The following is a 26,647-nucleotide window of genomic DNA, read 5'->3' as shown; positions in this document are numbered from 1 at the left end:
AAAATGAAAAAACTAGTTTACATAATTATTGTTGCTTTAATTTTTGCTTGTGATAGTGAAAATGCAGGCGATTGTTTCCAGAAAACAGGTAATATTATTCAAGAAGAAATTTTAGTTGATGTATTTACAAAAATACTTGTAAATAGAGATATAGAATTAATTATTGAAGAAGGACCTACGCAAAAAGTTATTATTGAAACAGGCGAAAATTTAATAAATGATGTTGAAGCTAAAGTAGTTGAAAACAGATTAATATTAACCGATAATAATAGCTGTAATTATGTGCGAGATTATGGTATAACAAAAGTGTACGTAACAGCACCAAATATTACTGAAATTAGAAGTTCAACACAATTTGATATAAAATCAAAAGGTGTGTTAAGTTACCCTAATTTAACCATTTTATCTGAAGATTTTGGAAGCCCAGATACGTTTACCAGTGCCAATTTTTATTTAGAAATTAATACCGATACGTTTAGAGTTGTATTTAATAATCTGTCAAACTGCTTTATTTCAGGAAAAACAAACAACCTAAATATTACCTTTGCAGCAGGAACTTCGCGTTTTGAAGGGCAAAATTTAATTGCGCAAAACGTATTTGTTAGTAACCGAAGTTCAAATGATATTATTGTAAACCCACAACAACGTTTAACTGGTAAAATTTCAGGAACTGGAGATGTGATTTCTTTAAATAAACCAGCAGAAGTTAGTGTTGAAGAGCTTTACAAAGGCCGCTTAATTTTCAAGTAAGTTAACCGCTTGTTTTGCAATTTCTAATTCTTCGTTAGTTGGTACAATAAGTATTTTTACTTTAGATTCTTCAGTGTTTATAGCTCTAATATCACCAGAACGTACGCTGTTCTTTTCAGTATCTAAATTAATACCTAAATAGTCTAAATTTTCACAAGCTAAACGTCTTATTATTGCAGAGTTTTCTCCTATGCCTGCTGTAAAAACAATAGCATCTAGCCCATTCATAATTGCTGCATAGCTTCCAATGTATTTTTTAATGCGGTACGCATTCATATCTAAAGCTAATTGGCAATCTCTATTGCCTTTTTCAGCGTGTTCTTGTATGTCGCGTAAATCACTAAAACCTGTAAGGCCTAACATGCCGCTTTGTTTTTGGAGCAAAGTATTTATGTTATTTAAATCGAAACTATGGCGTTGCGCTAAATGGAAAATTACCGAATAGTCAACATCGCCAGAGCGTGTACCCATAATTAAACCACCAACAGGCGAAAACCCTAAACTATGGTCTATACTTTTGCCGTTTTCAACAGCGGTCATACTACAACCATTTCCTAAGTGAATAGTAATGATTTTTGAGTTTTCTTTACCTAAATGTGCAATAGCTTTTTCTGAAACGTATTTGTGGCTAGTACCGTGAAATCCGTATACACGAATATTATATTCATCTAAATATTTTTGAGGAATAGCATATTTATGAGCAATTTCAGGAATGGTTTGATGAAAAGCCGTATCAAAAACAGCCACTTGTTTTGCGTTTGGGAAAATGCTTTCGGCAACTTCAATACCTTCTAAATTATGCGGATTGTGCAAAGGTGCTAAAGAAAACAAGGTTTTAATTTTTCGTTTTACTTCAGCATCAATAAGCGTGGTTTTGCTAAAATGCTTGCCGCCATGAACAACTCTATGCCCAACAACAGCAATATCATTAGCACATGAAATAACACCAGTTTCTTTATTTAAAAGTTGTTGCGCTACTAAGTTTAGTCCTTCTTTATGGTTGGCTATAGGTGTTGTTTTTTCAAAAGTTTCTTTTTCAGATTTAAATTTGAAAATAGCATCTTTAAAGCCAACACGCTCAATTTGGCCAGAACAAATAATACGTTCATTAGGCATTGAAAATAATTGGTATTTTAATGATGAGCTTCCGGAGTTTAATACTAATACTTGCATAATTTTATTGGTCTTGGGCTTGAATGGCAGTAATTATAACGGTGCTGTAAATATCATCAGATGTGCAGCCTCTACTTAAATCGTTTACAGGTTTGTTAAGGCCTTGTAACATAGGGCCAATGGCTAAAGCGCCGGTTTCGCGTTGTACAGCTTTGTAGGTGTTGTTTCCGGTATTTAAATCTGGGAAAATTAAAACACTGGCTTGTCCTGCAACTTCAGATTCTGGTAATTTGCTTTTTCCAATGCGCATATCTACAGCAGCATCATATTGAATTGGGCCTTCAATTTTTAAATGAGGCGCTAAGTTTTTAGCAATTTCGGTAGCTTTTCTAACTTTATCAACCTCTTCACCTTTACCAGAAGAACCCGATGAGTATGATAACATGGCAACTTTAGGCTCAACACCAAACTTTTTAGCCGTTTCTGCCGATGAAATTGCAATTTCAGCTAGTTGTTCTGCATTTGGGTTTGGGTTAATAGCACAGTCACCAAAAATAGAAACTCTATCTTCTAAACACATGAAAAATACTGATGAAACAATGTTTGCGCCAGGTTTAGTTTTTATAAATTGAAGTGCTGGCCTAAGCGTATGTTGCGTAGTGTGTACAGCACCAGATACCATACCATCTGCATGTCCTTTATGAATCATCATTGTGCCGTAGTATGACACATCAGACATGGCATCTTTTGCCATATCAAGGTTTACACCTTTATGTTTTCTTAATTCATAAAACGTATTTACATAATCATCAAAATGAGGTGATTGTGTTGGGAAAACAACATTTACTTTATTGATATCTAAAGGAATATCATAACGTACAATACGTTCTTGTATTTTATCTTTTTCGCCAATTAATGTTATATCAACAACTTGAGCGCCAACTAATTTAGCGGTGGCTCTTAGTACGCGTTCATCATAACCTTCGGGTAAAACAATGTGTTTTTTGTTTTTAAGTGCTGTTTGTAATAAATTATATTGAAACATTCTTGGAGTGAATATTTCAGATTGAAATGTTACAAGTTTATCTGCTAATTTATCAGTATCTACATGTTTTTCAAAAGTAGCTATAGAGGTGTTTATTTTATCGGTATTTTCAGCATAAATTCTAGATTTTACTTTTCCAATGGCGTTAGTAGTGTTAAAGGTACCTTTGTTCACACTAATAATTGGTACAACGCTTGAGAGACCTTCAATGAGTTTTAAAATAGGTTCTTCGGGTAGTAAGCCACCAGTTAAAACAATGCCTGAAATTTGTGGGTAATTTTTTGATGTGTGTGCTTGTAAGGCACCAAGTATAATATCGGCTCTATCACCCGAGGTTATTACCAACGAGCCTTCTTTTAATTTTGTAATATAGTTTCTTAATTGCATAACACCAACGCCAGAGTTTTGTACTTGGTTGTTAAGCATATCTTTGCCAAAAAGTACTTTAGCATCAAGGGCTTTAACAATTTCTTTAATGGTTGGGTTTGCTAAACTTTCAATTTTAGGAATTATAGCAAAGTCAGTATTATTAATACGTGCGTTAATTTCGGTTTTTAAAGTAGTAATAGCTTCAATATTTACTTTATTAACCATTATTGAAAGTACATCAACCTCCTCTTTAAAGGTATCATGTGCTAACTGAACGCTGTCTAAAATGTCTCTGTTTTTTTTGCCATCACCATGAATTACAATAATAACAGGTAAGCCAAGGTTTTTAGAGATTAGCATGTTAATATCAAGCTCTAAGCTTGAGTTTTCATGAGAAAAATCTGTGCCTTCAACCAACACTAAATCAAAGTGTTCTTCAAGGCGTTTGTATTTTTTTATTACTTCATCAATAACATAACCCGATTTGCCTTGGTTGTACAAATCTAAAACTTCACTGCGCGTAAAGGCGTATGTTTTTTTGTAGTTTATATCAATTTCAAAATGCGAAATAACAGTGTTAATGTGGTTATCCATTTCGCCGGCAGCAACATCTTCAATAATTGGTCTAAAATATCCAACTTTAGCTGTTTTACCTAAAAGCATACGCATAAGCCCTAAAACCACAACAGATTTACCGCTATTAGGCTCTATGGTTGCTACATAAATTCCTTTGCTCATTTATACCTGATTTATGTTATAAAGATACGTTTTGTAGCTTAGCTAAACACGCACCTTTACTAGTTTAATTTTATATTATGAAACAAATGTAATGTAGGTGTATTTTTTTTAAGATGACAATTATCATAAATTCACAGAAACATGAAAATTGGTTAACCAATATGTGGTTTTATGATGTAGTTAATTCTGTAAATAAATTTTCTAAGCTTGCGTTTTTTTGATTTAGTTGAAGAATTTTTAACTTATTATCATGAGCAAAATCAAAAACATGAGCGCGCATATCTTCTGTGGTGTTAAACGTAATTTCGTAAACAAAATCATGTGTGTTGGTAACCTTACTAACTTTTGGTAGTTGTTTTAAAAAGGCATCTTCAACACGGTAATCAAACTCTACAATAACAGTTTGTTCTTTATTGTTTCGTAATTCTGTAAGCTTTTTATCGGCAACAATTTCACCTTTATTAATTATAATTACACGGTTACACATGGCTTCAACCTCTTGCATTATGTGTGTTGAAAGAAATACCGTTTTGGTTTTGCCAATGGTTTTAATAAGGTTTCTAATATCAATTAACTGGTTGGGGTCTAGGCCTGTAGTAGGTTCATCTAAAATTAAAACATCAGGGTTGTGTAAAAGAGCCGTGGCTAACCCAACGCGTTGCCTGTAACCTTTTGATAGTTGCCCGATTTTTTTGTGCGCTTCGGGTGTTAAGCCTGTAAGTTCTATAACCTCATTAATACGTGTTTTTTCAACTTTGTAAACACCAGCATTAAAAGCAAGATATTCTTTTACGTATAAATCTAAATATAACGGATTGTGTTCTGGTAAATAGCCAACACTTAATTGTACATTTTTACTATTGGTTATATTATGGTTGTTAACACTTGCGCTGCCATTAGTTGGCTGTAAATAGGTGGTTAAAATTTTCATCATGGTAGATTTACCAGCACCATTAGGCCCCAAAAAACCAACAATTTCGGGTTGGTTAACTTCAAAAGACACATTATTTAGTGCTTTTTGGTTGCCGTAATGTTTTGAAATATCTTTAACCGTAATAGACATGATACTATATTATTTATACCAAAAGTACATGATTTTTTTTGTTTGAAGTAAAATAAGGTACAAGTAAACGGTTATTAACGCTTAATCAATGAAAAATTTAATTTTTTGTACTGTAAAAACAAACGATAACTCAACGTAAAGTGTTATTTACTGAAAAATTTATAAAACTGTTTTAAAAAGCACAAAAAAGTATTTTCACAATTTTGATTTCTTAAAATATTATTTACTTTAGCCACATAGTTATGAGAACAACAGCAGTTTATACATATTTTGGTTTTTATTATTTCTTTTTTAACAAAAGGAACGAGACAATGTATGTATAAATTTAAAGTATAAATTAAAGTATAAGTCTCGGTGAAAATCGAGACTTTTTTTTATGATAAAATCAGTAGCAATACAAGGAGTAAAAGGGTCTTTTCATCACATTGTTTCACAACAATATTTTGATGAAAACATAAGCCTTATAGAGTGCTTAACGTTTGATAGAGTTGTTGAAGCGTTAATTAGCAAAGAATGTGATGCAGCTATAATGGCTTTAGAAAACTCTATAGCAGGTTCTATAATACCCAACTATGCATTAATTGATAATTATAATTTGCATGTTGTTGGTGAACATTATTTAGATATTCAGCATAATTTAATGGCATTACCAGCGCAAACTATAAGTGATATTAAAGAAGTTTACTCACACCCAATGGCATTGCTACAGTGTAAAGAGTTTTTTAAAAACCATCCGCACATTAAATTGGTAGAAGATAAAGACACTGCTGAAGTTGCTGATAGAATTAATAAAAACCAATTAAAAGGTGTTGGAGCCATTGCTAGTGTTTTGGCGGCAAACATATTTAATTTAGATGTGTTGGCACACAGTATTCAAACTATTAAGCACAATGAAACACGTTTTGCTATTGTAAAACGAACAAATTCTGAAGTTGAGAAAAAAGCTATTAATAAAGCATCAGTTAAGTTTGAAGCTAACCACAAACGAGGCAGTTTAGCAGCCATTTTAAATGTAATGAGCGACTGTAAATTGAGTTTAACAAAAATACAATCGTTACCAATTATTGATACACCTTGGAAGTACGCCTTTTTTGTTGATGTTACTTTTGAAACATATGCCGATTTTGATAAAGCAAAATCATTAATAAAAATTATGGCCGAAGGCTTTAAAGTTTTAGGTGAATATAAAAATGCCAAGTTATGATACAAGTAGCTAATAGGTTGCATACCGTAGAAGAATACTACTTCTCAAGAAAATTACGTGAAGTTGGCCAAATGGTGGCTAGCGGTAAACCAGTAATAAATTTAGGTATTGGTAGCCCAGATTTACAACCTCCAAAAAAGGTTGTAGAGGCTATTGTTACAAGTTTACAAGATGCTACGGCGCATAAATATCAAAGCTATCAAGGGTTGCCAGAGTTACGCGAAGCTATGGCGGCGTTTTATAAAGAACACTTTTTGGTTAACTTAAATGCAAATACCAATGTGTTACCATTAATGGGTAGTAAAGAAGGTATCATGCACATATCAATGGCATACCTAAATGAAGGTGATGAGGTGTTAATACCAAATCCAGGATATCCAACCTATCAATCGGTTACTAAATTGGTTGGCGCTAAACCTGTTTTTTACAATTTAAAAGCCGAAAATAATTGGTTGCCAGATGTTGATGCGCTTCAAAAGTTAGATTTAAGTAAAGTAAAATTAATGTGGGTTAATTATCCGCATATGCCAACAGGTGCACAACCTTCAAAAATAGCTTTTAGAGGATTAGTAGATTTCGCAAAGCGTAATAATATTTTAATTGTAAATGATAACCCGTACAGCTTTGTGCTTAATGAAAACCCAACAAGTATTTTAAATGTTGAAGGCGCTAAAGATGTTTGTTTAGAGCTTAATTCATTAAGTAAAACATTTAATATGGCCGGTTGGCGAGTAGGTATGGTGTTGGGTAGCAGTACACATATTCAAAATATATTAAAAGTAAAAAGTAATATGGATTCTGGTATGTTTTATGGCATTCAAAAAGGTGCCATAGAGGCGCTAAAATGCTCTAAAATGTGGTATGTTACTTTAAATAGTGTGTATAAAAAACGCCGAGAGTTAATTTGGAAGTTAGCCAAAGCATTAAACTGCACCTATGATGAAAATGCCACAGGCATGTTTGTGTGGGCAAAATTACCCCAAGGTATAAAAGCCGAAGAATTTATAGATAAGGTGTTAATAGAAAACAACATTTTTATAACACCAGGAACCATTTTTGGTAGCCAAGGCGAAGGTTACATAAGGTTTTCTTTATGCGCTTCAACAGAAGCTATTGAAGAATGTATAGCAAGAGTAAGTTAAAAATGAAAAATATATACGTAATAGGCGTTGGTTTAATTGGTGGTAGCTTAGCAAAAGATATTAAGCAACACAACCCCAATGTGGTTATACACGGTATTAGCAGAAAAGATGCTACGCTAGAACAAGCATTATCATTAGGTTTAATAGATAAAAAAGCCACTTTAGATGATGTGCAGTATGCCGATTTGGTTATAGTATCAATACCAGTTGATGCTACCGTAAAACTATTGCCAACAATATTAGATAAAATACCAGATACAGGTTTGGTAATAGATGCGGGTTCAACAAAAGAAGCTATTTGTAAAGTGGTTGAAAATCACCCAAAACGCCGTAATTTTTTAGCGGCGCACCCAATTGCTGGTACAGAATATTCAGGACCCAATGCAGCAATTAGCGGCTTGTTTGAAGGTAAAACCAATATAATATGTGAGGTTGAAAAAACAGCCTTTAAATTACAAGAGCAAGCGTTAGAAATTTTTAAAGCTATAGGTATGCGCATTCGTTATATGAATCCGGAAGCGCATGATAAACATATAGCCTATGTATCGCATTTATCGCACATAAGCTCTTTTATGTTAGGTAAAACGGTTATTGAAAAAGAAAAAAATGAACGCGATATTTTTGATATGGCAGGCAGCGGATTTGCATCAACGGTTCGTTTAGCTAAAAGTTCGCCAGAAATGTGGACACCTATTTTCAAACAAAACAAAGTAAACGTTATTGAAACTTTAAATGAATACATAAACAACTTAACACAGTTTAAAGAGTTTATGGAACAAGATGATTTTGATGCCATTTTTAAAGAAATGCAAAACACCAATCATATAAAAGATATTTTAAACGGAATAAATTAAAACAAGAATACAACTAGTAAACCCCATATTTCAAAACATATTTGGAATTTGGAAATTGAAATTTTATTGAAGATTATGGAAAACAACAAAGAAATGAGAGCTTGGTTAGATGATTTAAACTTAAATCATCCGTTAGTAATTGCAGGACCTTGTAGTGCTGAAACCGAAGAGCAAGTACTTAAAATTGCAAACGATTTAAAAGATACTGATGTTAGCTACTTTAGAGCCGGTATTTGGAAACCAAGAACCAGACCAGGAAACTTTGAAGGTGTAGGCGCTTTAGGTTTAAAGTGGTTACAAAAAGTTAAAGCAGAAACTGGTATGAAAGTTTGTACGGAAGTTGCAAATGCAGCACATGTAAAATTAGCTTTAGAGCATGATATTGATATGCTTTGGATTGGTGCTCGTTCTACTGTTAGTCCGTTTATCATGCAAGAAATTGCAGATGCTCTTGAAGGTACAGATAAGCCAGTATTAATTAAAAACCCAGTAAACCCAGATTTAGCATTGTGGTTAGGTGGTATAGAGCGTATTTACGCATCGGGTGTAAAAAATATTGGCGCTATTCATAGAGGGTTTTCAACATATGAAAAAACAAAATATAGAAACAACCCAGAGTGGCAAATGGCTATTGAGTTTCAAAATAAATTCCCAGATATTCCTTTAATTAACGATCCTTCGCATATTACAGGAAAGCGCGATATGGTTTTTGATGTTTGTCAAACAGCCTTAGATTTAAATTTTGATGGTTTAATGGTTGAAACACATTTTGACCCTGATAATGCTTGGAGTGACGCAGCACAACAAGTAACACCATCTACTTTAGTACAAATTATGCGTGATTTAAAAGTGAAAAAAGAAGGTGATCCTGAAGCAGAGTACAACAGTAAATTAGATAATTTAAGAGCACAAATTGATGTTATTGATAATCAAATTATTGATATGTTAGGCAAACGTATGCAAGCATCAGATGGTATTGGGCAACTTAAAAAAGATAGAAACGTAGCTGTATTACAAAGCAAACGTTGGAACGAGATTTTAGGTAGAATGGTTTTAGAAGGTGAACAACACGGTTTAAGTGAAGAGTTTATTTTAAAAATGTTTAAAGCTGTTCATCAAGAATCTATTAATCACCAAGAGAAAATTATTAATGGTTAATTTTATAGTTTATTAAATATAAAAAAGCCTCACATTTGTGAGGCTTTTTATGTTTTATTGTTTTGGTCTTTTAAAAAGATATCTGGTTATAAAAATACCTTGGCCATCGCCTTTACCACCTTCACTTTCAACAGCACTTGTTACAAAAGCAAGTTCCCAGCCTTCTTCTATCATTGTATTTATTTTAGATTCTATAATAGCATCATTTGCAGCAATGTTTTGAAACCTAATACCACCTAAGTTGTAAAAATTTAAAAGCTTAGTTTCATCAAAGCCTTTTACCCTAATATCACCACGTTTAGATTTGTTACGGGTGTTATCTTCTTCGGTTTGTGTAGAGGTGAACTCTTTGTAATCTTTAGTGTCATTGGCACTAATAATTCTAGAACGCCCCAATCCGTTAGGTACAATAGACTCTACACTTGTAACTACTTTGTACTCTACTTGAGCATTCATTTCGGCTAAGCCTAAAACGGCAATAGCAATACTTAAAATTAATTTTTTCATGTTGTTGATGTTTGTTATTAAACAATAAAGCTAAATAAAAAAATACAATCAAGTTAAATGTTATTTTAACTTAAATAATTTAATAGCTTTCTTATAAAGACAAATCATTTTTTTAAAGGTTGCATAAATTAATTATTTTTTTCAATTATAAAAAAGCAATTTAACTGTAGCATTAATCAATTTAAATATTGTTAGTTTTGTAAAACAATTAAATTAATGACAGGACGCGTTTATAAATCTACCGGAAGTTGGTACACCGTAAAAAATCAATTAGGTGAAACCTATCAATGCAGAATTAAGGGCAAATTTCGCATTAAAGGTATAAAAAGTACAAACCCTATTGCTGTTGGTGATATGGTAGATTTTGAGCTAGAAGAAGCTAATAATTTAGAATCTGGTGTTATATTTAATATTCATGACAGGGCTAATTATATTGTTAGAAAATCTGTTAACCTATCAAAGCAAACACATATTATTGCGGCTAATTTAGATCAGGTTTTTCTTCTTATAACCATTAATAATCCGCCAACTTTAACAAGTTTTATAGATCGTTTTTTGGTAACTGCCGAAGCTTATTCAATAAAAACCGTTTTAATATTTAATAAAATTGATGCGTATGATGATGATACATTACTTGAAGTTAAATATTTAGCACACATATACCGAAAAATTGGTTATGAGTGCATAGGGGTTTCAGCCAAAACTGGTAAAAATGTAGATAAAATTAAAGCCTTAATGAAAGATAAGGTTAGTATGTTTTCGGGGCACTCAGGTGTTGGTAAATCTACACTAGTAAATGCTATTCAGCCAGATTTAAATTTAAAAACCAAAGAAATTTCAAATTTGCACATGCAGGGGCAACACACAACTACGTTTGCCGAAATGTATGATACAGATTTTGGAGGAAAAATTATTGATACACCAGGTATAAAAGGTTTTGGTGTAGTTGATATGGATAAAGAAGAAGTTGGCGATTACTTTCCGGAAATTTTTGCACTAAAACAAGATTGCAAATTCAATAATTGTTTACATGTTAAAGAGCCTAAATGCGCCGTAAAAGACGCTTTAGATAATGATGAAATAGCCTTTTCTAGATACAGAAGTTATTTGCAAATTCTTGAAGGCGAAGATGAACATTACCGAACTGATAATTGGGATAAAGATTAAATGAAAATAGTAATACAAAGAGTCTCGCAAGCAAGTGTTACCATAAATAACGAAAACGTTGCAAATATTGAAACCGGGTTATTAATTCTGCTAGGTATTGTTAATAATGATACTCAAGAGGATATAAAATGGTTAAGTAATAAAATAGTAAACCTTCGTATTTTTGAAGACGCAAATGGCGTGATGAACAACAGTGTAAAAAATATAAACGGTAACATTATAGTTGTAAGCCAGTTTACGTTGCACGCATTAACCAAAAAAGGAAATAGGCCAAGTTACATTGAAGCTGCAAAACCAGATATTGCCATACCTTTGTATGAAGACTTTATAAAACAATTGCAAGCAGATTTTGGTAAAACCATACAAACAGGGCAATTTGGTGCAGATATGAAAGTTGCATTAGTAAATGATGGCCCTGTAACTATAATTATAGATTCTAAAAATAAAGCATAACATAATGAACATAAAAAACGCTCAAAAAGAAGTAGATATCTGGATTAAAGAACACGGTGTGCGCTATTTTAATGAACTAACAAATATGGCGCAATTAACCGAAGAAGTTGGTGAAGTTGCTCGTATTATAGCACGCCGCTATGGTGAACAAAGCGAAAAAGAAAGCGATAAAAATAAAGATTTAGGTGAAGAATTAGCCGATGTGTTATTCGTGTTACTATGCTTAGCAAACCAAACAGATACAGATTTGCAGGCTGCTTTTGATAAACGTATGGATAAAAAAGCCAAACGAGACCATGATAGGCATCACAACAACCAAAAATTGAAATAAAGCCTCAATAAATACACATTTCAACATAAAAACTTCTAAAAAAAACACGTAAATTCATAGTATTAATCTGTATTAAAAAGTAAATTTGACGCTTGTTATAACAAACCACAATTAGCATGCAAATTACGCTTCAAAAATCTGAAGTACTTCAAAAATCTTCAGTAAAAATAACAGGGTCTAAAAGTGAATCAAACAGGTTACTATTATTAAAAGCTTTATATCCGGTTTTTAATTTAGAAAATGTTTCAAATTCTGATGATAGTAATTTAATGACTAACGCATTAACTACATCATCAAACATAGTAGATATTCATCATGCAGGTACTGCTATGCGTTTTTTAACAGCTTATTTTTCAATTCAAGAAGGCAGAGAAGTAAAACTTACGGGCTCTAAACGTATGAAAGAACGCCCAATAAAAGTATTAGTTGAAGCTTTAAAAACTTTAGGTGCAGATATAACTTATGTTGAGAATGAAGGGTTTCCGCCATTAAAAATAACCGGAAAAAAAATAACCAAAAGCAAAGTATCATTAGCAGCAAATGTTAGCAGCCAATATATTTCTGCATTATTACTAATAGCTTCAAAATTAGAAAATGGTTTAGAGCTTACCTTACAAGGCGAAATTACATCAGTACCTTACATTAAAATGACATTGAGCCTGTTAGATCAAATTGGTATTGAAACCTCATTTAATGAAAACGTTATAACGGTTAAACCTTCAGCAAACAATCAAAAGGAAGCAACCTTAACAGTAGAGTCAGATTGGTCCTCGGCATCATACTACTTCAGTATAGTTGCAATAAGCGCAATTGGTACAGAAATTACGCTTTCAGCATATAAAGAAACATCATTACAAGGAGACTCTGCATTAGTGAAAATTTATAAACATTTTGGAGTAGAAACTACCTTTGGTGAAAACACAATAACACTCAAAAAAGTAAGATTAAATGTAGCGCCATTAGATTTAGATTTAAAAAATGCTCCAGATATTGCACAAACCATTGCAGTAACCTGTTTTGTTTTGGGTGTTTCATGTAATTTAACAGGGCTTCATACCCTAAAAATTAAAGAAACCGATAGGTTAGTTGCTTTAAAAACAGAGATTGAAAAATTAGGAGGCAATGTTGAAATAACCAACAAATCATTGCATTTAAAAGCAGCTACAGCAATAAATGAAATGGTATCAATAGCTACATATAATGATCATAGAATGGCAATGGCATTTGCACCTGTGGCTTTAAAAGCGCCCGTTATAATTGAAGATGCCATGGTGGTTTCAAAAAGTTATCCAACCTTTTGGGAAGACCTAAAAACTATTGGTTTTAAAATAGATACTAAATAATTACCTAAATACTTGACAACCCCTATTCGCAGATTGTATATTTGCAACTTTGTGAAAAATAATAACATAAAGTAATACGTTGCTTTGTGCTGGTTTCTTTTTTTTTAAGAAACTAAAGTAAAATAACTAAAATAAGAGTAAATGAAATTATCTAACTTCGGTTTTGACTTGCCAAATGAACTTTTAGCAGAGTACCCATCAGAAAACAGAGATGAAGCACGTTTAATGGTTTTAAACAGAAAAGAACAAACCATAGAACACAAACTGTTTAAAGATATTATAGATTATTTTGATGAAGATGATGTACTAATACTAAACAACACCAAAGTATTTCCTGCAAGACTATACGGAAATAAAGAAAAAACCGGGGCAAGAATTGAAGTATTCTTATTAAGAGAATTAAACGAAGAACAACGCCTTTGGGATGTTTTAGTAGATCCAGCACGTAAAATTAGAATAGGTAATAAACTATATTTTGGTGATGATGATACCTTAGTTGCCGAGGTTATAGATAACACAACATCACGCGGTAGAACACTACGTTTTTTATATGACGGGTCATACTCAGAGTTCCGCAGAAAACTACAAGAATTAGGAGAAACACCACTGCCAAAGTACATAAAACGAGAGGTAGAACCAGAAGATGAAGACCGTTACCAAACCATTTACGCCAAAAACGAAGGCGCTGTAGCAGCACCAACAGCAGGGTTGCACTTTTCAAAACACCTATTAAAACGTTTAGAAATAAAAGGCGTAAACTTTGCCGAAGTAACATTACACGTAGGTTTAGGAACCTTTAACCCAGTTGAAGTTGAAGATTTATCTAAACACAAAATGGATAGCGAAGAAATTATCATTGATAAAATAGCAGCAGATACAGTTAATACAGCCATTAAAAACAAAAAACGTGTATGTGCAGTTGGTACAACAGCCATGAGAACCATTGAAAGCTCAGTATCTTCAAACGGTTTATTAAACGAAATGGACGGTTGGACAAATAAATTCATTTTTCCACCCTATGATTTCAGTATTGCAGATTCAATGATTACCAATTTTCACACACCAAAATCAACATTATTAATGATGGTGTCTGCCTTTGCAGGTCATGATTTTGTAATGAAAGCCTATGAAGAAGCCGTAAAAGAAAAATACAAATTCTACAGTTACGGTGATGCTATGTTAATCATCTAGTCTAGCATACTAAAAAACATATATTAAAAGCCTCGTTTTATCGGGGCTTTTTATTTGGGCATTACCTTTATCCTGAAAAGAGTTCAGTATAAAGGTCGGGCTTTCGGCAGTCGCTTTTTTGTGTTGCATAGGCGCAACAACACAAAAAGAGCTTCAACAAATGCCTCAATCCCTAATGCAAACCCAACGTAATTCTAAAACCAAAACTCGCATTTACACATTCCTTTCACTATTTTTGCAAAACTTATGGCAGAAAAAAAAACAGACATACGCGCGCTAACAAAAGAACAATTAAGAGATTTTTTTGTAAAACAAGGTGATAAAGCATTTCGTGGCAATCAAGTATATGAGTGGTTGTGGCAAAAAGCCGCACATACTTTTGATGATATGACAAACATATCACTACAAACACGCCAAATGCTAGAAAGTAACTTTGTAATAAACCATGTAGAGGTAGATACCATGCAGCGCAGCAATGATGGTACCATAAAAAATGCCATACGCCTGCACGATGGTTTGGTGGTTGAATCTGTTTTAATACCCACAAAAACCAGAACAACCGCCTGCGTATCAAGTCAGGTAGGCTGTAGTTTAGACTGTAAATTCTGCGCCACCGCACGCCTAAAACGCATGCGTAATTTAAACCCCGATGAAATTTATGATCAAGTAGTAGCCATAGACAAAGAAAGCAGGTTATACCACAACAGGCCATTAAGTAATATTGTGTTTATGGGTATGGGCGAGCCACTAATGAACTACAATAACGTATTAAAAGCCATAGATAAAATAACATCACCCGAAGGGTTGGCCATGTCTCCAAAGCGTATTGTAGTATCAACATCGGGCGTGCCAAAAATGATAAAAAAAATGGCCGATGACGATGTTAAATTTAAACTAGCCGTATCACTACACTCTGCAATAGATGAGGTACGCTCTTCAATAATGCCATTTAATGAAAATTTTCCTTTAAAAGATTTAAGAGAGGCTTTAGAATATTGGTACGCAAAAACAAAAAACCGCATAACCTATGAGTATGTGGTTTGGCGCGGTATTAATGATAAACAAAAAGATGTTGATGCACTAGTTAACTTCTGTAAGTTTGCACCAAGTAAAGTAAATTTAATAGAATACAACCCTATAGATGATGGCGCATTTCAACAAGCAAATCCAGAAGCATTAAATATGTACCAAAATGTATTAGAGGCCAATAATATAACGGTAACTGTACGCCGTAGCCGTGGTAAAGATATTGATGCTGCTTGCGGGCAATTAGCAAATAAAAGCAAATAGTTTTTTATTTATTAAGTTAAAATAAATATGAAAAGCCACATTTATAAAATGCTATTAAAAATAATTATAAGTACAATTGAAGTGCTATCTTTGTAAACTCTCAAAAACCACACATTGAAAATAGTAGAGCAAATTAAACAACCCATAGCTTTTGAAATGGAACTTTTTGAACAAAAGTTTCAGCTTTCAATGTCTAGTAAGGTGGCGTTGTTAAACAGAATTACACATTATATTGTTAACCGAAAAGGTAAACAAATGCGCCCAATGTTTGTGTTTTTGGTGGCTAAAATGGTATCTGGTGGCGATGTTAGAGAGCGCACCTATCGTGGTGCATCGGTTATAGAGCTTATTCATACAGCAACTTTGGTGCATGATGATGTTGTTGATGATAGTAATCAAAGACGCGGATTCTTCTCAGTAAATGCGCTTTGGAAAAATAAAATAGCGGTTTTAATAGGCGATTTTCTATTGTCAAAAGGGTTATTACTTTCTATTGATAATAACGATTTTGATTTGCTTAAAATAATTTCGGTGGCTGTACGAGAAATGAGTGAAGGTGAGTTACTTCAAATAGAAAAAGCCAGAAAATTAGATATTACTGAAGAGGTATATTATGAAATTATTAGGCAAAAAACAGCCACTTTAATTGCTGCTTGTTGTAGCTTGGGGGCGGCCTCAGTAAAACCAGATTCTCTGCATGTTGAAAAAATGCGCAAGTTTGGAGAGCTTATAGGTATGGCTTTTCAAATTAAAGATGATTTATTTGATTATGGTGATACCGCCATAGGTAAACCAACAGGCATTGATATTAAAGAGCAAAAAATGACTTTACCATTAATTTACGCCCTTAATAATGCTGAAAAAAAAGATAAACGTTGGTTAATTAACTCTATAAAAAATCATAACAAAGACACAAAACGTGTTAAACAAGTAATTGATTTTGTTAAAAATAACGGCGGTTTAGAGTATGCCATTAATAAAATGAAAGCGTTTCAAGAAGAGGCCTTATCTATGTTAAATGAGTATCCAGATTCAGAGTTTAAAACTTCTTTAAAACTAATGGTTAATTATGTAATAGATAGGAAGAAGTAAAAAAACAAAAGCGTTTTTATTTTCTTCTTTAATATTTCAAAAACCAGAATATTCATAAAACCAATTGTTTTTTGCATGTAATATTTCTTTTAAATTTACACCAATGCAAACCTCTATACAAAATTTTATCCCACAGGCTGCATGGGCACAAGTACAACAATTGCTAGCTCATGATAATTTAGTGGTAAAAATTAAAAACGAACGTAAAACACGCCACGGAGACTATAGGTCTTTACCTAATGGAAAACATCAAATAACCGTAAATTCTAACTTAAACGAGTATCGTTTTTTAATTACACTAATACACGAAATAGCCCATTTTGAAGCCTATAAAGCCTACGGAACACGTATAAAACCTCACGGTAAAGAATGGAAATACACTTTTAAGCATTTAATGTTGCCATTTTTAAACCCTCAAGTATTTCCAAATAATTTATTGCCATTATTGGCTAATCATTTTAAAAATCCAAAAGCATCTAGCGATACAGATACGCAATTGGCCTTAGCTTTAAAACAGTTTAATGAGCCTAATGATAAAGTATATGTATTTGAGTTACCTTTAAATAGTATTTTTAAAATATACAATGGCCGTATTTTTAAAAAAGTGAAAAAACGTACAAAACGTTATGAATGTATAGAAATTAATACAGGAAAGTTGTATCTTTTTAACCCAAATACAGAAGTTGAACTCATACAAAACAACCATGAATAAAAATTATTACGCCATATTAATGGCAGGTGGTGTAGGCTCAAGGTTTTGGCCGGTAAGCACACAAGAATTCCCTAAGCAGTTTCACGATATGTTAGGTACAGGTGATACCTTAATTCAAAAAACATTTCAAAGGTTATCGCGCTTAATCCCTAAAGAAAACATTTTTATTTTAACCAATGAGCGTTATAACGATTTGGTTTTACAGCAATTGCCCGAAGTTAAACAACGCCAAGTAGTTTTAGAACCCGCAATGCGTAATACTGCGCCATGTATTTTATATGCATCACTAAAAATTCAAAAAGAAAATCCTGATGCGGTAATGATAGTTGCACCAAGTGACCATTGGATTGAAGATGAAACTACATTTGCCAAAAATGTACAAACTGCATTTGATTATTGTACCAATAATGATGCGTTAATGACGCTTGGTATACAACCAACATTTCCAAATACAGGCTATGGTTATATTGAATTTGATAAAAATGCTTCCGAAGACATAAAATCTGTAAATCAATTTAGAGAAAAACCAGATTATGAAACTGCAAAATCGTTTATTTCTCAAGGAAATTTCTTGTGGAATGCTGGTATTTTTATGTGGAGTGCAAAAAGTGTTGTAAAGGCTTTTGAAACAAATCAACCTGAATTATATAAACATTTTGAAACAGGAATACCGGTTTATAATACAAACGATGAAGCGGCTTTTATTAAAGAAAATTATCCGTTAGCAGAAAACATTTCGGTAGATTATGCCATCATGGAAAAATCTAAAAATGTGTTTGTTATTGCCGCAGAATTTGATTGGAATGATTTAGGAACTTGGGGTAGTTTATACGATAAATTAGGCGCCAACAACAATGGTAATGCCGTTGTAAATGCCCGAACTTTAACCGAAGACGCTAAAGGAAATATGATTAGAACCAAAAACAATAAAATTGTAGTTGTAGATGGTTTAAATGATTATATTGTTGTAGATAAAGAAGATGTGTTACTTATTTATCCAAAAGCAAAAGAACAGGATATTAAAAAGGTACTTAAAAAGGTAAAAGACACATTTGGAGAACAATACGGATAAAATTTTATGAGCGAAGAAAGTAAATTCAATTTCACTGAAGATGAGGTGAAATCACAAAAAAATGTAGAGCAATCTAAACAAGCTGTAAAAAAAGATGCTCAAGGTTTATTTAAAAGTATAAAAACCTTTTTTAGTGAACTATTGGATTTTAGAGATGATACCGATAGAGATGCTACCATTGCAGCCATAAAAGGAGATATACCCTTTAAAGGAGCAACAGCATGGATTTTAATCTGTTCTATTTTTGTGGCTTCTATTGGTTTAAATGCCAACTCAACAGCAGTGGTAATTGGTGCCATGTTAATTTCGCCACTTATGGGGCCAATTTTAGGTGTTGGGCTTTCTATTGCTATTAATGATATTGATACTTTAAAACGCTCGTTAATAAACTTAGCTATTATGATAGTTTTAAGTTTACTAACGGCGTTTTTGTTTTTTAGATTTTTTCCTTTAAGTGAAGATACTTCAGAACTTTTAGGACGTGTAAAACCAGATATTCGTGATGTTTTAATTGCGTTTTTTGGTGGTTCAGCATTAATAATTGCTCGTACCAAAAAAGGCACAATTGCATCAGTAATTTTTGGTGTTGCTATTGCAACGGCTTTAATGCCACCATTGTGTACAGCAGGTTACGGTTTGGCAAAAGCTAACTGGGAGTATTTTGGGCAAGCCATGTATTTATTCACAATAAATACCATTTTTATTGCCCTTGCAACCTTTTTAGTGCTTAAAATTTTACGTTTTCCAATGCTTAAGTATGCTAACTCTAAAAAACGTAAACGTATAGCACAATTAGCCTCATTAATTGCCATAATTGTAATGATTCCGGCATCGTTCACCTTTTGGAGTGTTTATAAAGAAAGCATGTTTAATATTGATGCAGATAAGTATATAAATACAGAACTTAAAACACTGCCAAACGCCAATTATATTCAAAAAAATGCTTCCTTTACTTATGATCCTGAAGGAGAATCTATAATTGAATTAATTCCTTTTGGAACAGATGAAATTCCAGATGGAACAAAGGATATTTTAGTACAAAGGTTATCTAATTACAGCGCGCTTAGTAACACAAAACTCTATATAAATCAGGTTAAAAACAGACATATTAATAATTTAGAGTATATGGAAGAATTGCGCACAAGAGATTCTTTAGATTTACTTACACAAAACGAAAAAATTAACTTTCTTGAAGAGCGCGTTAAACAACTTTCTAGATTTGAAAAAAATAGTATTCCTTTTAATGATTTAACTAAAGAAGTACAAATTAACTACGAAAAAATAGAGAGCATTTCATTTTCAAATGTTATTAAATCTAACTTTAAAAAAATTGATACTATATCAGTTTTTGAAGTTAAATGGATTGATTCACTCACTAATGATGCTACCCGAAAAGCCGAAAGAGCAAAGCTTGAAAAATGGTTTAAACAAAAATTAAACTTAGATTCTTTAGTGGTCAAAAGGGTTAATTAAAACTATACTACGGTAAAAATATTTTTTAGATATAAATTATATGTTTATTTTTGAAAAATACAATCGATTGTATTTTTATTTCAACTATAACTAAACTACTCAATGAAACAATTTCTATTTTACTTATTGGCATTTTTTTTATGTTTTAATTGCGAAAAGAAACATGAAACTATTAAAACGCCCAATCAAAAAGAAGTTTTAAAACTTACCGAAAAAGTAGCCAATTGGCAAATTGAAACTTTTGAAGAAATGGGCAAGTACAGAGCTCTTCCTTCACCAGAAAATAGAAAGAAATGGCATAATAGAAACAAACATCATGAATTAGATTGGACAAATGCTGCGCTTTATTCTGGTATGTTTGAGCTTACCAAAGTGTCTAATTATCCAAATTACATAAACTGGTTGGCAGAATTAGGAGAAAGAAATAATTGGCAACTTTACAAGCGTTTGTATCATGCAGATGATCATGCCGTTGGGCAAATGTATCTTAACCTTCATCAACATTTAAGGTTTAGAAAAACAGCAAAAATAGCACCAATAAAAAAGCAATTTGATTCTATATTAAAAAGTGAAAAAGCTAATAATTATCATTGGAATTGGTGTGACGCTCTTTTTATGGCACCACCAGTTTGGGCAAGATTGGCTAAAGTAACTAAAGACAGCACATATCTTCAATACATGGATAAGCAATACCATAAAACGTATAATGAACTTTGGGATGCCGAAGAGCAATTGTTTTTTAGAGATAAATCTTATTTTGATAAAAGAGAAAAGAATGGCAACAAGATATTTTGGTCGCGCGGTAACGGATGGGTTTTTGGCGGTTTAGCATTAATGATACCCGATTTTCCAAAAAACTGGGAAGGAAAAGCGTTCTATGAAGATGTTTTTAAAAAAATAGCCAAAACATTAGTTAAAACCCAACGAGAAGATGGTACATGGTCTGCAGGAATGCTAGGTGGTTTAGATGTTTATAAAAATGTTGAAACTAGCGGAACATCATTCTTTGCATTCGGAATCGCTTGGGGTATAAACAACGGTTTACTAGATAAAGCAACTTATGAACCCGTTTTGTTCAAGGCGTGGAATGCTTTAGCTAAATGTGTAAATGAAGAAGGCATGCTTGGTTATGTGCAACCTATTGGAGCTGCACCAGGAGAAAGTTTTAAAGATTATACAGAGGTTTACGGTATAGGCGCTTTTTTAGCGGCTGGTTCAGAATTATATAAGTACCTTAATAAATTTCACCCTTTAGCCAGAGATACGCAATACCAAACCTTTATGGAAGATGGAGGTTGGTGCTGGTACCAAGATCCTAGAGCCGTTATAAGTAACGGAAAATTGCTTATTGGTGGTTTAAGCGGGCAGAGTGGTGATGTTAGATTAGGTGTGTATGATTTAAAATCTGAAAAAAATGATAGTACCTTGGTATTACATGAAAAATTACAAAGAGATGACCACAACGTACCTGCATTATATATTAAACCAGATAACAGCGTTCTTGCAGTATGGGCAAAACACGGTAATGAAAAGGTACATTATTACAGTACAGCATCTGCTCCAAATTATTTAAAATGGGAAGAAACAAGTACTATACAACATGAGTATAACCATAAAAATGGTGTTACTTACATGAACTTATATTACTTGAAGAATGAAGATAAGCTATATAATTTCTTTAGAAGTGGAGAAACGTTTAATCCGTCGTTTGTAACGTCTAAAAATCATGGAGAAACATGGGGGGAATACACACATTTTATAGCTAATGATATTAAAGGATACCAACGTCCATATGCGCGATATTTTCAGGTTGATGAAAATACTATTGGTATTTCTTATACAGATGGTCACCCAAGGCAATATGGTAATAATTTGTTTTATGCCGAATATTCTAACGGCGCATTTTATAAAGCTGATGGCTCTAAAATTAAAGATTTAAAAGAAGGACCTTTAAGAACTTCTGAAGGAGAAAAATTATATCAAGGAAGTGACACCTTTAAGAAATCTATAGTAACAGAAAGTGTGCCCAATAGTGCATGGACATGTGCTATGGCTACCGATGCTAAAAATAATCCGCATATAGGATACTCTTTGTATTTAAAAGATGATGACCATAGATATAGAATTGCTTCATGGGACGGTGAGAAATGGCATGATCGAGAAATAGCCTATGCCGGTAAATATTTATATAAAGTTGAAAGTAGCTATACCGGATTAATGGCTTTTGATCCAGAAAACCCTTCAAAAGTATATATTTCAACAGATGTAAACCCTACAACAGGAAAAGATTTAGGTGGTGTTCATGAAATTTATGAAGCAAATATTGGTATAAACGACGATATTAATACCATTTCATGGAAAGCAGTAACATCAAATTCTAATTACAGAAATATTCGCCCCATAGTAGTTGGCAATCAAGGGTATAAAGTGTTGTTATGGCTTAATGGGCCGTGGTATGATTATGAGAATTACAACTCCAATGTTCAAGGTGTAATTTTAGAAAAGCCAGAGTAAACATAAATTAATTTATGCATTTTCTTCTAAGTACATTTGACGCACTTTTTTAAATAAATTTGAAGAATAAACAAAGTCTGTAACAGATTCATTATCGGTTTTAAAAATGGTTTTATTGGAGCCTTCCCAGGCTTTTAATCCATTTCTTAAAAACACAATTTTTTCGCCAATTTCCATAACCGAGTTCATATCGTGTGAGTTAATTACTGTTACAATTTGGTACTCGTCGGTTATTTCTTGTATTAAATTGTCAATTACAATGGCTGTTTTTGGGTCTAATCCAGAGTTTGGTTCATCACAAAATAAATACTTAGGGTTGTTAACTATGGCACGTGCAATGGCAACACGCTTTTGCATTCCACCAGAGGCTTCACTTGGCATTTTATAATGGGCGTCTGGTAAGTTAACACGTTTTAAAACAATATTTGCTCTGTCTTCCATTTCGCTTTTGCTCATTTTGGTAAACATTTGTAGCGGAAACATGACGTTTTCAACAATGGTCATAGAATCAAAAAGTGCACTTCCTTGAAATACCATACCAATTTCGGCACGTAAATCGCGTTTTTGGTCTTCGGTTAAACTAGAAAAAATCTTACCATCATAAGCAATGCTTCCTTCTTCATAAGTAAATAAACCTAATAAACACTTTAAAAATACCGTTTTACCAGAGCCACTTTGCCCAATTATAAGATTGGTTTTTCCTTTTTCAAAAGTGGTGTTAATACCCTTTAAAATTTTGGTGTTACCAAACGATTTATGTAAATTTTTTACCTCTATCATTATCCTAAAAGCATTCCGGTTATTATATAATTTAAAAGAATAATTACTACCGATGTCCATACAAAAGCCGTAGTACTTGCTTTACCAACTTCTAAAGCGCCACCTTTCATGTAATAACCGTAAAACGAAGGAACTGTTGCTAAAATAAATGCAAACATAAAGGTTTTTATAAAAGCATAGGTTACATGAAATGTTTCAAAATCTGTTTGTATACCGGTTATATAATCTGTTAAGGTAGAATATCCACCAAAAACACAGGCAGCCATACCACCTAAAATACCTAAAAACATACCAATGGCAATGGCAAAAGGGTAAAGTAATAATGCAATTGTTTTTGGGAAAACTAAGTAGTTTAATGAGTTTATACCCATAACTTCAAGGGCATCAATTTGTTCTGTAACACGCATAGTGCCAATGCTGGAAGTTATAAAAGAACCTACTTTACCAGCCATAATTATAGAAGTAAATGTTGGTGCAAACTCTAAAATAACCGATTGCCTTGTGGCAAAACCAACCAAATATTTTGGTATTAAAGGGTTGTCTATATTTAAAGCTGTTTGTATGGTTACTACACCGCCAACAAAAAACGAAATGAAAGCAATAATACCCAGAGAGTTTATTATCAAATCGTCTATGTCTTTAAGTATTAATGAGCGCATAACAGGCCATTTAGTAGGCTTTTTAAACATTTCTGCAATCATTAAAAAATATAAACCAATGTTATGAAGATATTTCATAGAAAATTTTGTTACTGCTAAAGTAAAAAAAACTTAGTGGTATTTAACTTTAATTTTAAATAATGCTATTTTAAAAGCACTATTTTTGATGCCTTAAAATATTTAAATTAAAAATGAAAAGAAGCATAGTAATCATAATTCTTGTATTTGTTAGCTTGTTTATGCAGGCTCAAAACAATAAAACAAAATTAGTAGTAGGCATTGTTGTAGACCAAATGCGCTATGATTATTTAACACGTTATGAAAGTAAATATGGCAATGGCGGTTTTAAGCGTATGATTAATGAAGGCTTTAATTGTAAAAACCATCACTATAATTACATGCCTACTTACACAGGGCCAGGGCACGCCTCAATTTATACAGGAACAACACCAAAACATCATGGTATTATAGCTAACGATTGGTATGATAAATATATTGATGCTATGGTATATTGCGCACAAGATGATAGCGTTATGCCTGTTGGAACAACTTCTTTAAAAGAGCGCATGTCTCCGCATAGAATGAAAACCACCACCTTTGCTGATGAAAATAGATTGTTTACTCAAATGCGAGGAAAAAGTATAGGCATATCAATTAAAGACAGAGGTGCTATTTTACCAGCAGGACATACAGCTAATGCAGCATATTGGTTTAGAGGCAAAAAAGAAGGTAATTTTGTTAGCAGTACATATTACATGGAAACATTACCAAAATGGGTGCAAAAATTTAATAAATCGGGTATAGTAAAATCATATTTAAAAGAATGGAATACTCTATATGATATTGATACTTATACTGAAAGTGGTACCGATTTAAATTCTTTTGAAGGTAAATTTAACGGTAAAAAAGAAGCTACTTTTCCATATGATTTAAAGTCAATGTTTTTAATAAATGGCGGGTATGATATACTTAAAGACTCACCATACGGCAATAGTATAGTAGCAGATTTTGCTATTGAAGCTATTAAAAATGAAGCCTTAGGAAAAGATAATGATACAGATGTGCTTACAGTGAGTTTTTCAAGTACAGATTATATTGGGCATAGGTTTGGGGTAAATTCAAAAGAAGTTGAAGACACATATTTGCGTTTAGATAAAGATTTAGATCGCCTTTTTAAAGTTTTAGATGAAGAAGTAGGAACGGGTAATTACACCGTATTTTTAACTGCCGATCATGGAGTGGTTGATGTGCCAAATTATTTAAAATCTGTAAAAATTCCCGCGGGTTATCTAACTTACACTGAAACCAAGGCAAAACTAGAAGCATTTATAGCTCATAAGTTTAAAACTGATGGTTTAATTAAAAATGTGAGCAATCATCAGGTTTTTTTAAACAGAAAAAAAATTGATAGTTTAGGTTTAAAATTATCTGAAGTTCAGGAAGCCTTGGTTAATGAACTTATTACATATAAAAACGTTTATAAAGTATTTTCGGCAACTACCATGAGTACCACATCATTTGATAAAGGCATTGAAAATACCTTGCAAAACGGCTATAACCAAAAACAATCTGGAGATGTTTTAATAATACCTTATCCAGGGTATATTAATTACAGAGCCACAGGTACATCACACGGCAGTGGTTTTAATTATGATACCCATGTGCCTTTATTATTTTTTGGCAATGGTATAAAACATGGAGAAACTTTACAAAAAACAGTAATTCCAGATATTGCTCCTACGGTTTCGGCACTTTTAGGTATAAGTTTTCCTAACGGTGCAACAGGGCAACCATTACAGTTTGTTTTAAAATAATATGCGTAAAAAAACATTTTTTTCAATACTAGCGGTACTTATTCTTTTAGCGGTTTTTACTTATGAAAACCTTTTAAATGACGAAGAAAAAACTAAAACGGTTAATAAAGGAGCCGAAGTAAAAAAAGAAACTAATACTTATTTTTTACCAACATCAACTACAGGGCAAATAATTCATCACAATAATTATTCTTTGTCTTATAATGAAACACATGAACAGGCCGAATGGGTGGCGTACGAATTGAAAAAATCACACCTTTCAAATACAAATTTTAAAAGACCTTATTTTGAAATTGACCAAGCTGTAAAAACCGATGCAGCTCATTGGCGTAATTATAAAAATTCAGGATATGATCGCGGACACTTATGTCCTGCAGCCGATAGGCGTTTTAGTAAAGAAGCCCATGATGAAACCTTTTTAACAAGTAATATAACTCCGCAAAACCACGATTTTAATTCTGGAATTTGGAACAGGCTAGAGCAAAAAGTTCGCTATTGGGCACGTAAATACAACGGTGTTTATGTGGTAACAGGTGGTGTTTTAAAAGGAAATATGAAAACTATTGGTACTGAAAACGTGTCTGTACCAAACCAGTTTTATAAGGTGCTTATTGATGCTGATTCGGGTAACCCTAAAATGATAGCGTTTTTATTCCCGCATAAAGATTCTAACAAACCTTTATATGAATTTGTTGTGCCAGTTGATACTATTGAAAATTTAACAGGCATTAATTTTTTTCCTGAATTAGACGATACTATTGAAAACAAATTAGAAGCCTCTAAAAGTTATAAAGGGTGGAGTTTTTAGTTTAC

Annotated in this window: 24 protein-coding genes; 18 read left to right on the top strand and 6 right to left on the bottom strand. The window is 32.7% G+C overall.

The window, feature by feature from the left end; all coding sequences use genetic code 11:
* Positions 1-3 precede the first annotated feature (3 nt).
* Positions 4-750: a head GIN domain-containing protein gene (locus tag ACYX4H_RS03165; RefSeq protein WP_476237748.1), complete on the top strand. Its 747-nt coding sequence runs from the start codon at positions 4-6 to the stop codon at positions 748-750.
* On the opposite strand, the gene ACYX4H_RS03160 is transcribed toward ACYX4H_RS03165, so the two are convergent.
* The 3 genes from ACYX4H_RS03160 to gldA form a co-directional block, all read right to left on the bottom strand.
* Positions 736-1,923 (bottom strand): acetate/propionate family kinase, encoded by a 1,188-nt coding sequence (locus tag ACYX4H_RS03160; protein ID WP_476237747.1) that lies wholly within the window; start codon positions 1,921-1,923, stop codon positions 736-738. The genes ACYX4H_RS03165 and ACYX4H_RS03160 overlap by 15 nt on opposite strands.
* Before the next feature lie 4 nt (positions 1,924-1,927).
* Positions 1,928-4,015 carry a phosphate acetyltransferase gene (pta, locus tag ACYX4H_RS03155; protein ID WP_476237746.1) on the bottom strand — a complete coding sequence of 696 codons (2,088 nt, stop codon included), beginning with the start codon at positions 4,013-4,015 and terminating at the stop codon, positions 1,928-1,930.
* Between the two features lie 169 nt (positions 4,016-4,184).
* Positions 4,185-5,078: a gliding motility-associated ABC transporter ATP-binding subunit GldA gene (gene gldA / locus ACYX4H_RS03150; protein WP_476237745.1), complete on the bottom strand. Its 894-nt coding sequence runs from the start codon at positions 5,076-5,078 to the stop codon at positions 4,185-4,187.
* A 376-nt stretch (positions 5,079-5,454) separates the two neighbouring features.
* Between gldA and ACYX4H_RS03145 the strand changes: the two genes are divergently transcribed.
* From ACYX4H_RS03145 to ACYX4H_RS03130, 4 genes are all read left to right on the top strand, one after another.
* Entirely contained in the window at positions 5,455-6,282 is an 828-nt protein-coding gene (locus ACYX4H_RS03145) for a prephenate dehydratase (RefSeq protein WP_476237744.1), read from the top strand.
* Positions 6,279-7,424 (top strand): pyridoxal phosphate-dependent aminotransferase, encoded by a 1,146-nt coding sequence (locus ACYX4H_RS03140; RefSeq protein ID WP_476237743.1) that lies wholly within the window; start codon positions 6,279-6,281, stop codon positions 7,422-7,424. The genes ACYX4H_RS03145 and ACYX4H_RS03140 overlap by 4 nt, the downstream gene beginning before the upstream one ends.
* A gap of 2 nt (positions 7,425-7,426) precedes the next feature.
* Positions 7,427-8,278, top strand: a complete 852-nt coding sequence (locus ACYX4H_RS03135) for a prephenate dehydrogenase (RefSeq protein ID WP_476237742.1) — start codon at positions 7,427-7,429, stop codon at positions 8,276-8,278.
* A 75-nt stretch (positions 8,279-8,353) separates the two neighbouring features.
* Positions 8,354-9,436, top strand: coding sequence for a chorismate mutase (locus tag ACYX4H_RS03130; protein WP_475295720.1), 1,083 nt, complete (start codon positions 8,354-8,356; stop codon positions 9,434-9,436).
* Positions 9,437-9,490: 54 nt separating this feature from the next.
* Here the strand turns inward: ACYX4H_RS03130 and ACYX4H_RS03125 are convergent, their stop codons facing one another.
* Positions 9,491-9,943, bottom strand: a complete 453-nt coding sequence (locus ACYX4H_RS03125; RefSeq protein ID WP_476237741.1) for a hypothetical protein — start codon at positions 9,941-9,943, stop codon at positions 9,491-9,493.
* Positions 9,944-10,159: 216 nt separating this feature from the next.
* On the opposite strand from ACYX4H_RS03125, the gene rsgA reads away from it, so the two are divergent.
* The 11 genes from rsgA (at position 10,160) to ACYX4H_RS03070 (ending at position 22,581) form a co-directional block, all read left to right on the top strand.
* Positions 10,160-11,110, top strand: a complete 951-nt coding sequence (gene rsgA, locus ACYX4H_RS03120; RefSeq protein WP_476237740.1) for a ribosome small subunit-dependent GTPase A — start codon at positions 10,160-10,162, stop codon at positions 11,108-11,110.
* Positions 11,111-11,563 (top strand): D-aminoacyl-tRNA deacylase, encoded by a 453-nt coding sequence (gene dtd / locus ACYX4H_RS03115; RefSeq protein WP_476237739.1) that lies wholly within the window; start codon positions 11,111-11,113, stop codon positions 11,561-11,563. It abuts the gene before it with no gap.
* A 4-nt stretch (positions 11,564-11,567) separates the two neighbouring features.
* On the top strand, positions 11,568-11,894 hold the full coding sequence (locus ACYX4H_RS03110; RefSeq protein ID WP_476237738.1) for a nucleotide pyrophosphohydrolase: 327 nt from the start codon (positions 11,568-11,570) through the stop codon (positions 11,892-11,894).
* A 116-nt stretch (positions 11,895-12,010) separates the two neighbouring features.
* Positions 12,011-13,237 carry a 3-phosphoshikimate 1-carboxyvinyltransferase gene (locus ACYX4H_RS03105; RefSeq protein ID WP_476237737.1) on the top strand — a complete coding sequence of 409 codons (1,227 nt, stop codon included), beginning with the start codon at positions 12,011-12,013 and terminating at the stop codon, positions 13,235-13,237.
* 141 nt (positions 13,238-13,378) lie between these two features.
* Positions 13,379-14,428 (top strand): tRNA preQ1(34) S-adenosylmethionine ribosyltransferase-isomerase QueA, encoded by a 1,050-nt coding sequence (queA, locus tag ACYX4H_RS03100; protein ID WP_475295712.1) that lies wholly within the window; start codon positions 13,379-13,381, stop codon positions 14,426-14,428.
* Positions 14,429-14,674: 246 nt separating this feature from the next.
* A complete protein-coding gene (gene rlmN / locus ACYX4H_RS03095; protein ID WP_475295711.1) occupies positions 14,675-15,718 on the top strand; it encodes a dual-specificity RNA methyltransferase RlmN in 1,044 nt (347 codons plus the stop codon).
* 114 nt (positions 15,719-15,832) lie between these two features.
* Positions 15,833-16,810, top strand: coding sequence for a polyprenyl synthetase family protein (locus tag ACYX4H_RS03090; protein WP_475295710.1), 978 nt, complete (start codon positions 15,833-15,835; stop codon positions 16,808-16,810).
* Positions 16,811-16,913: 103 nt separating this feature from the next.
* Positions 16,914-17,522: a SprT-like domain-containing protein gene (locus ACYX4H_RS03085; protein WP_475295709.1), complete on the top strand. Its 609-nt coding sequence runs from the start codon at positions 16,914-16,916 to the stop codon at positions 17,520-17,522.
* Positions 17,515-18,594, top strand: coding sequence for a mannose-1-phosphate guanylyltransferase (locus tag ACYX4H_RS03080; RefSeq protein ID WP_476237736.1), 1,080 nt, complete (start codon positions 17,515-17,517; stop codon positions 18,592-18,594). The genes ACYX4H_RS03085 and ACYX4H_RS03080 overlap by 8 nt, the downstream gene beginning before the upstream one ends.
* Before the next feature lie 6 nt (positions 18,595-18,600).
* Complete coding sequence (locus tag ACYX4H_RS03075) at positions 18,601-20,067, top strand: DUF389 domain-containing protein (protein WP_476237735.1); 1,467 nt, start codon at positions 18,601-18,603, stop codon at positions 20,065-20,067.
* Between the two features lie 102 nt (positions 20,068-20,169).
* On the top strand, positions 20,170-22,581 hold the full coding sequence (locus ACYX4H_RS03070; protein WP_476237734.1) for a glycoside hydrolase family 88 protein: 2,412 nt from the start codon (positions 20,170-20,172) through the stop codon (positions 22,579-22,581).
* A 12-nt stretch (positions 22,582-22,593) separates the two neighbouring features.
* Here the strand turns inward: ACYX4H_RS03070 and ACYX4H_RS03065 are convergent, their stop codons facing one another.
* Together ACYX4H_RS03065 and ACYX4H_RS03060 are read right to left on the bottom strand one after the other, a co-directional pair.
* A complete protein-coding gene (locus ACYX4H_RS03065) occupies positions 22,594-23,361 on the bottom strand; it encodes an ABC transporter ATP-binding protein (RefSeq protein WP_475295705.1) in 768 nt (255 codons plus the stop codon).
* Entirely contained in the window at positions 23,361-24,098 is a 738-nt protein-coding gene (locus ACYX4H_RS03060) for an MlaE family ABC transporter permease (RefSeq protein WP_475295704.1), read from the bottom strand. Before ACYX4H_RS03060 ends, ACYX4H_RS03065 begins: the two co-directional genes overlap by 1 nt.
* A gap of 113 nt (positions 24,099-24,211) precedes the next feature.
* Between ACYX4H_RS03060 and pafA the strand changes: the two genes are divergently transcribed.
* A complete protein-coding gene (pafA, locus tag ACYX4H_RS03055) occupies positions 24,212-25,834 on the top strand; it encodes an alkaline phosphatase PafA (protein WP_476237733.1) in 1,623 nt (540 codons plus the stop codon).
* 1 nt (position 25,835) lies between these two features.
* Complete coding sequence (locus ACYX4H_RS03050; protein ID WP_476237731.1) at positions 25,836-26,642, top strand: DNA/RNA non-specific endonuclease; 807 nt, start codon at positions 25,836-25,838, stop codon at positions 26,640-26,642.
* The last annotated feature ends 5 nt before the right edge of the window (positions 26,643-26,647 follow it).

Source organism: Seonamhaeicola sp. ABD4_340 (assembly GCF_056312135.1).
The sequence above is the reverse complement of the archived record's forward strand: the minus strand, read 5'-3'. Positions and strand labels throughout refer to the sequence as shown.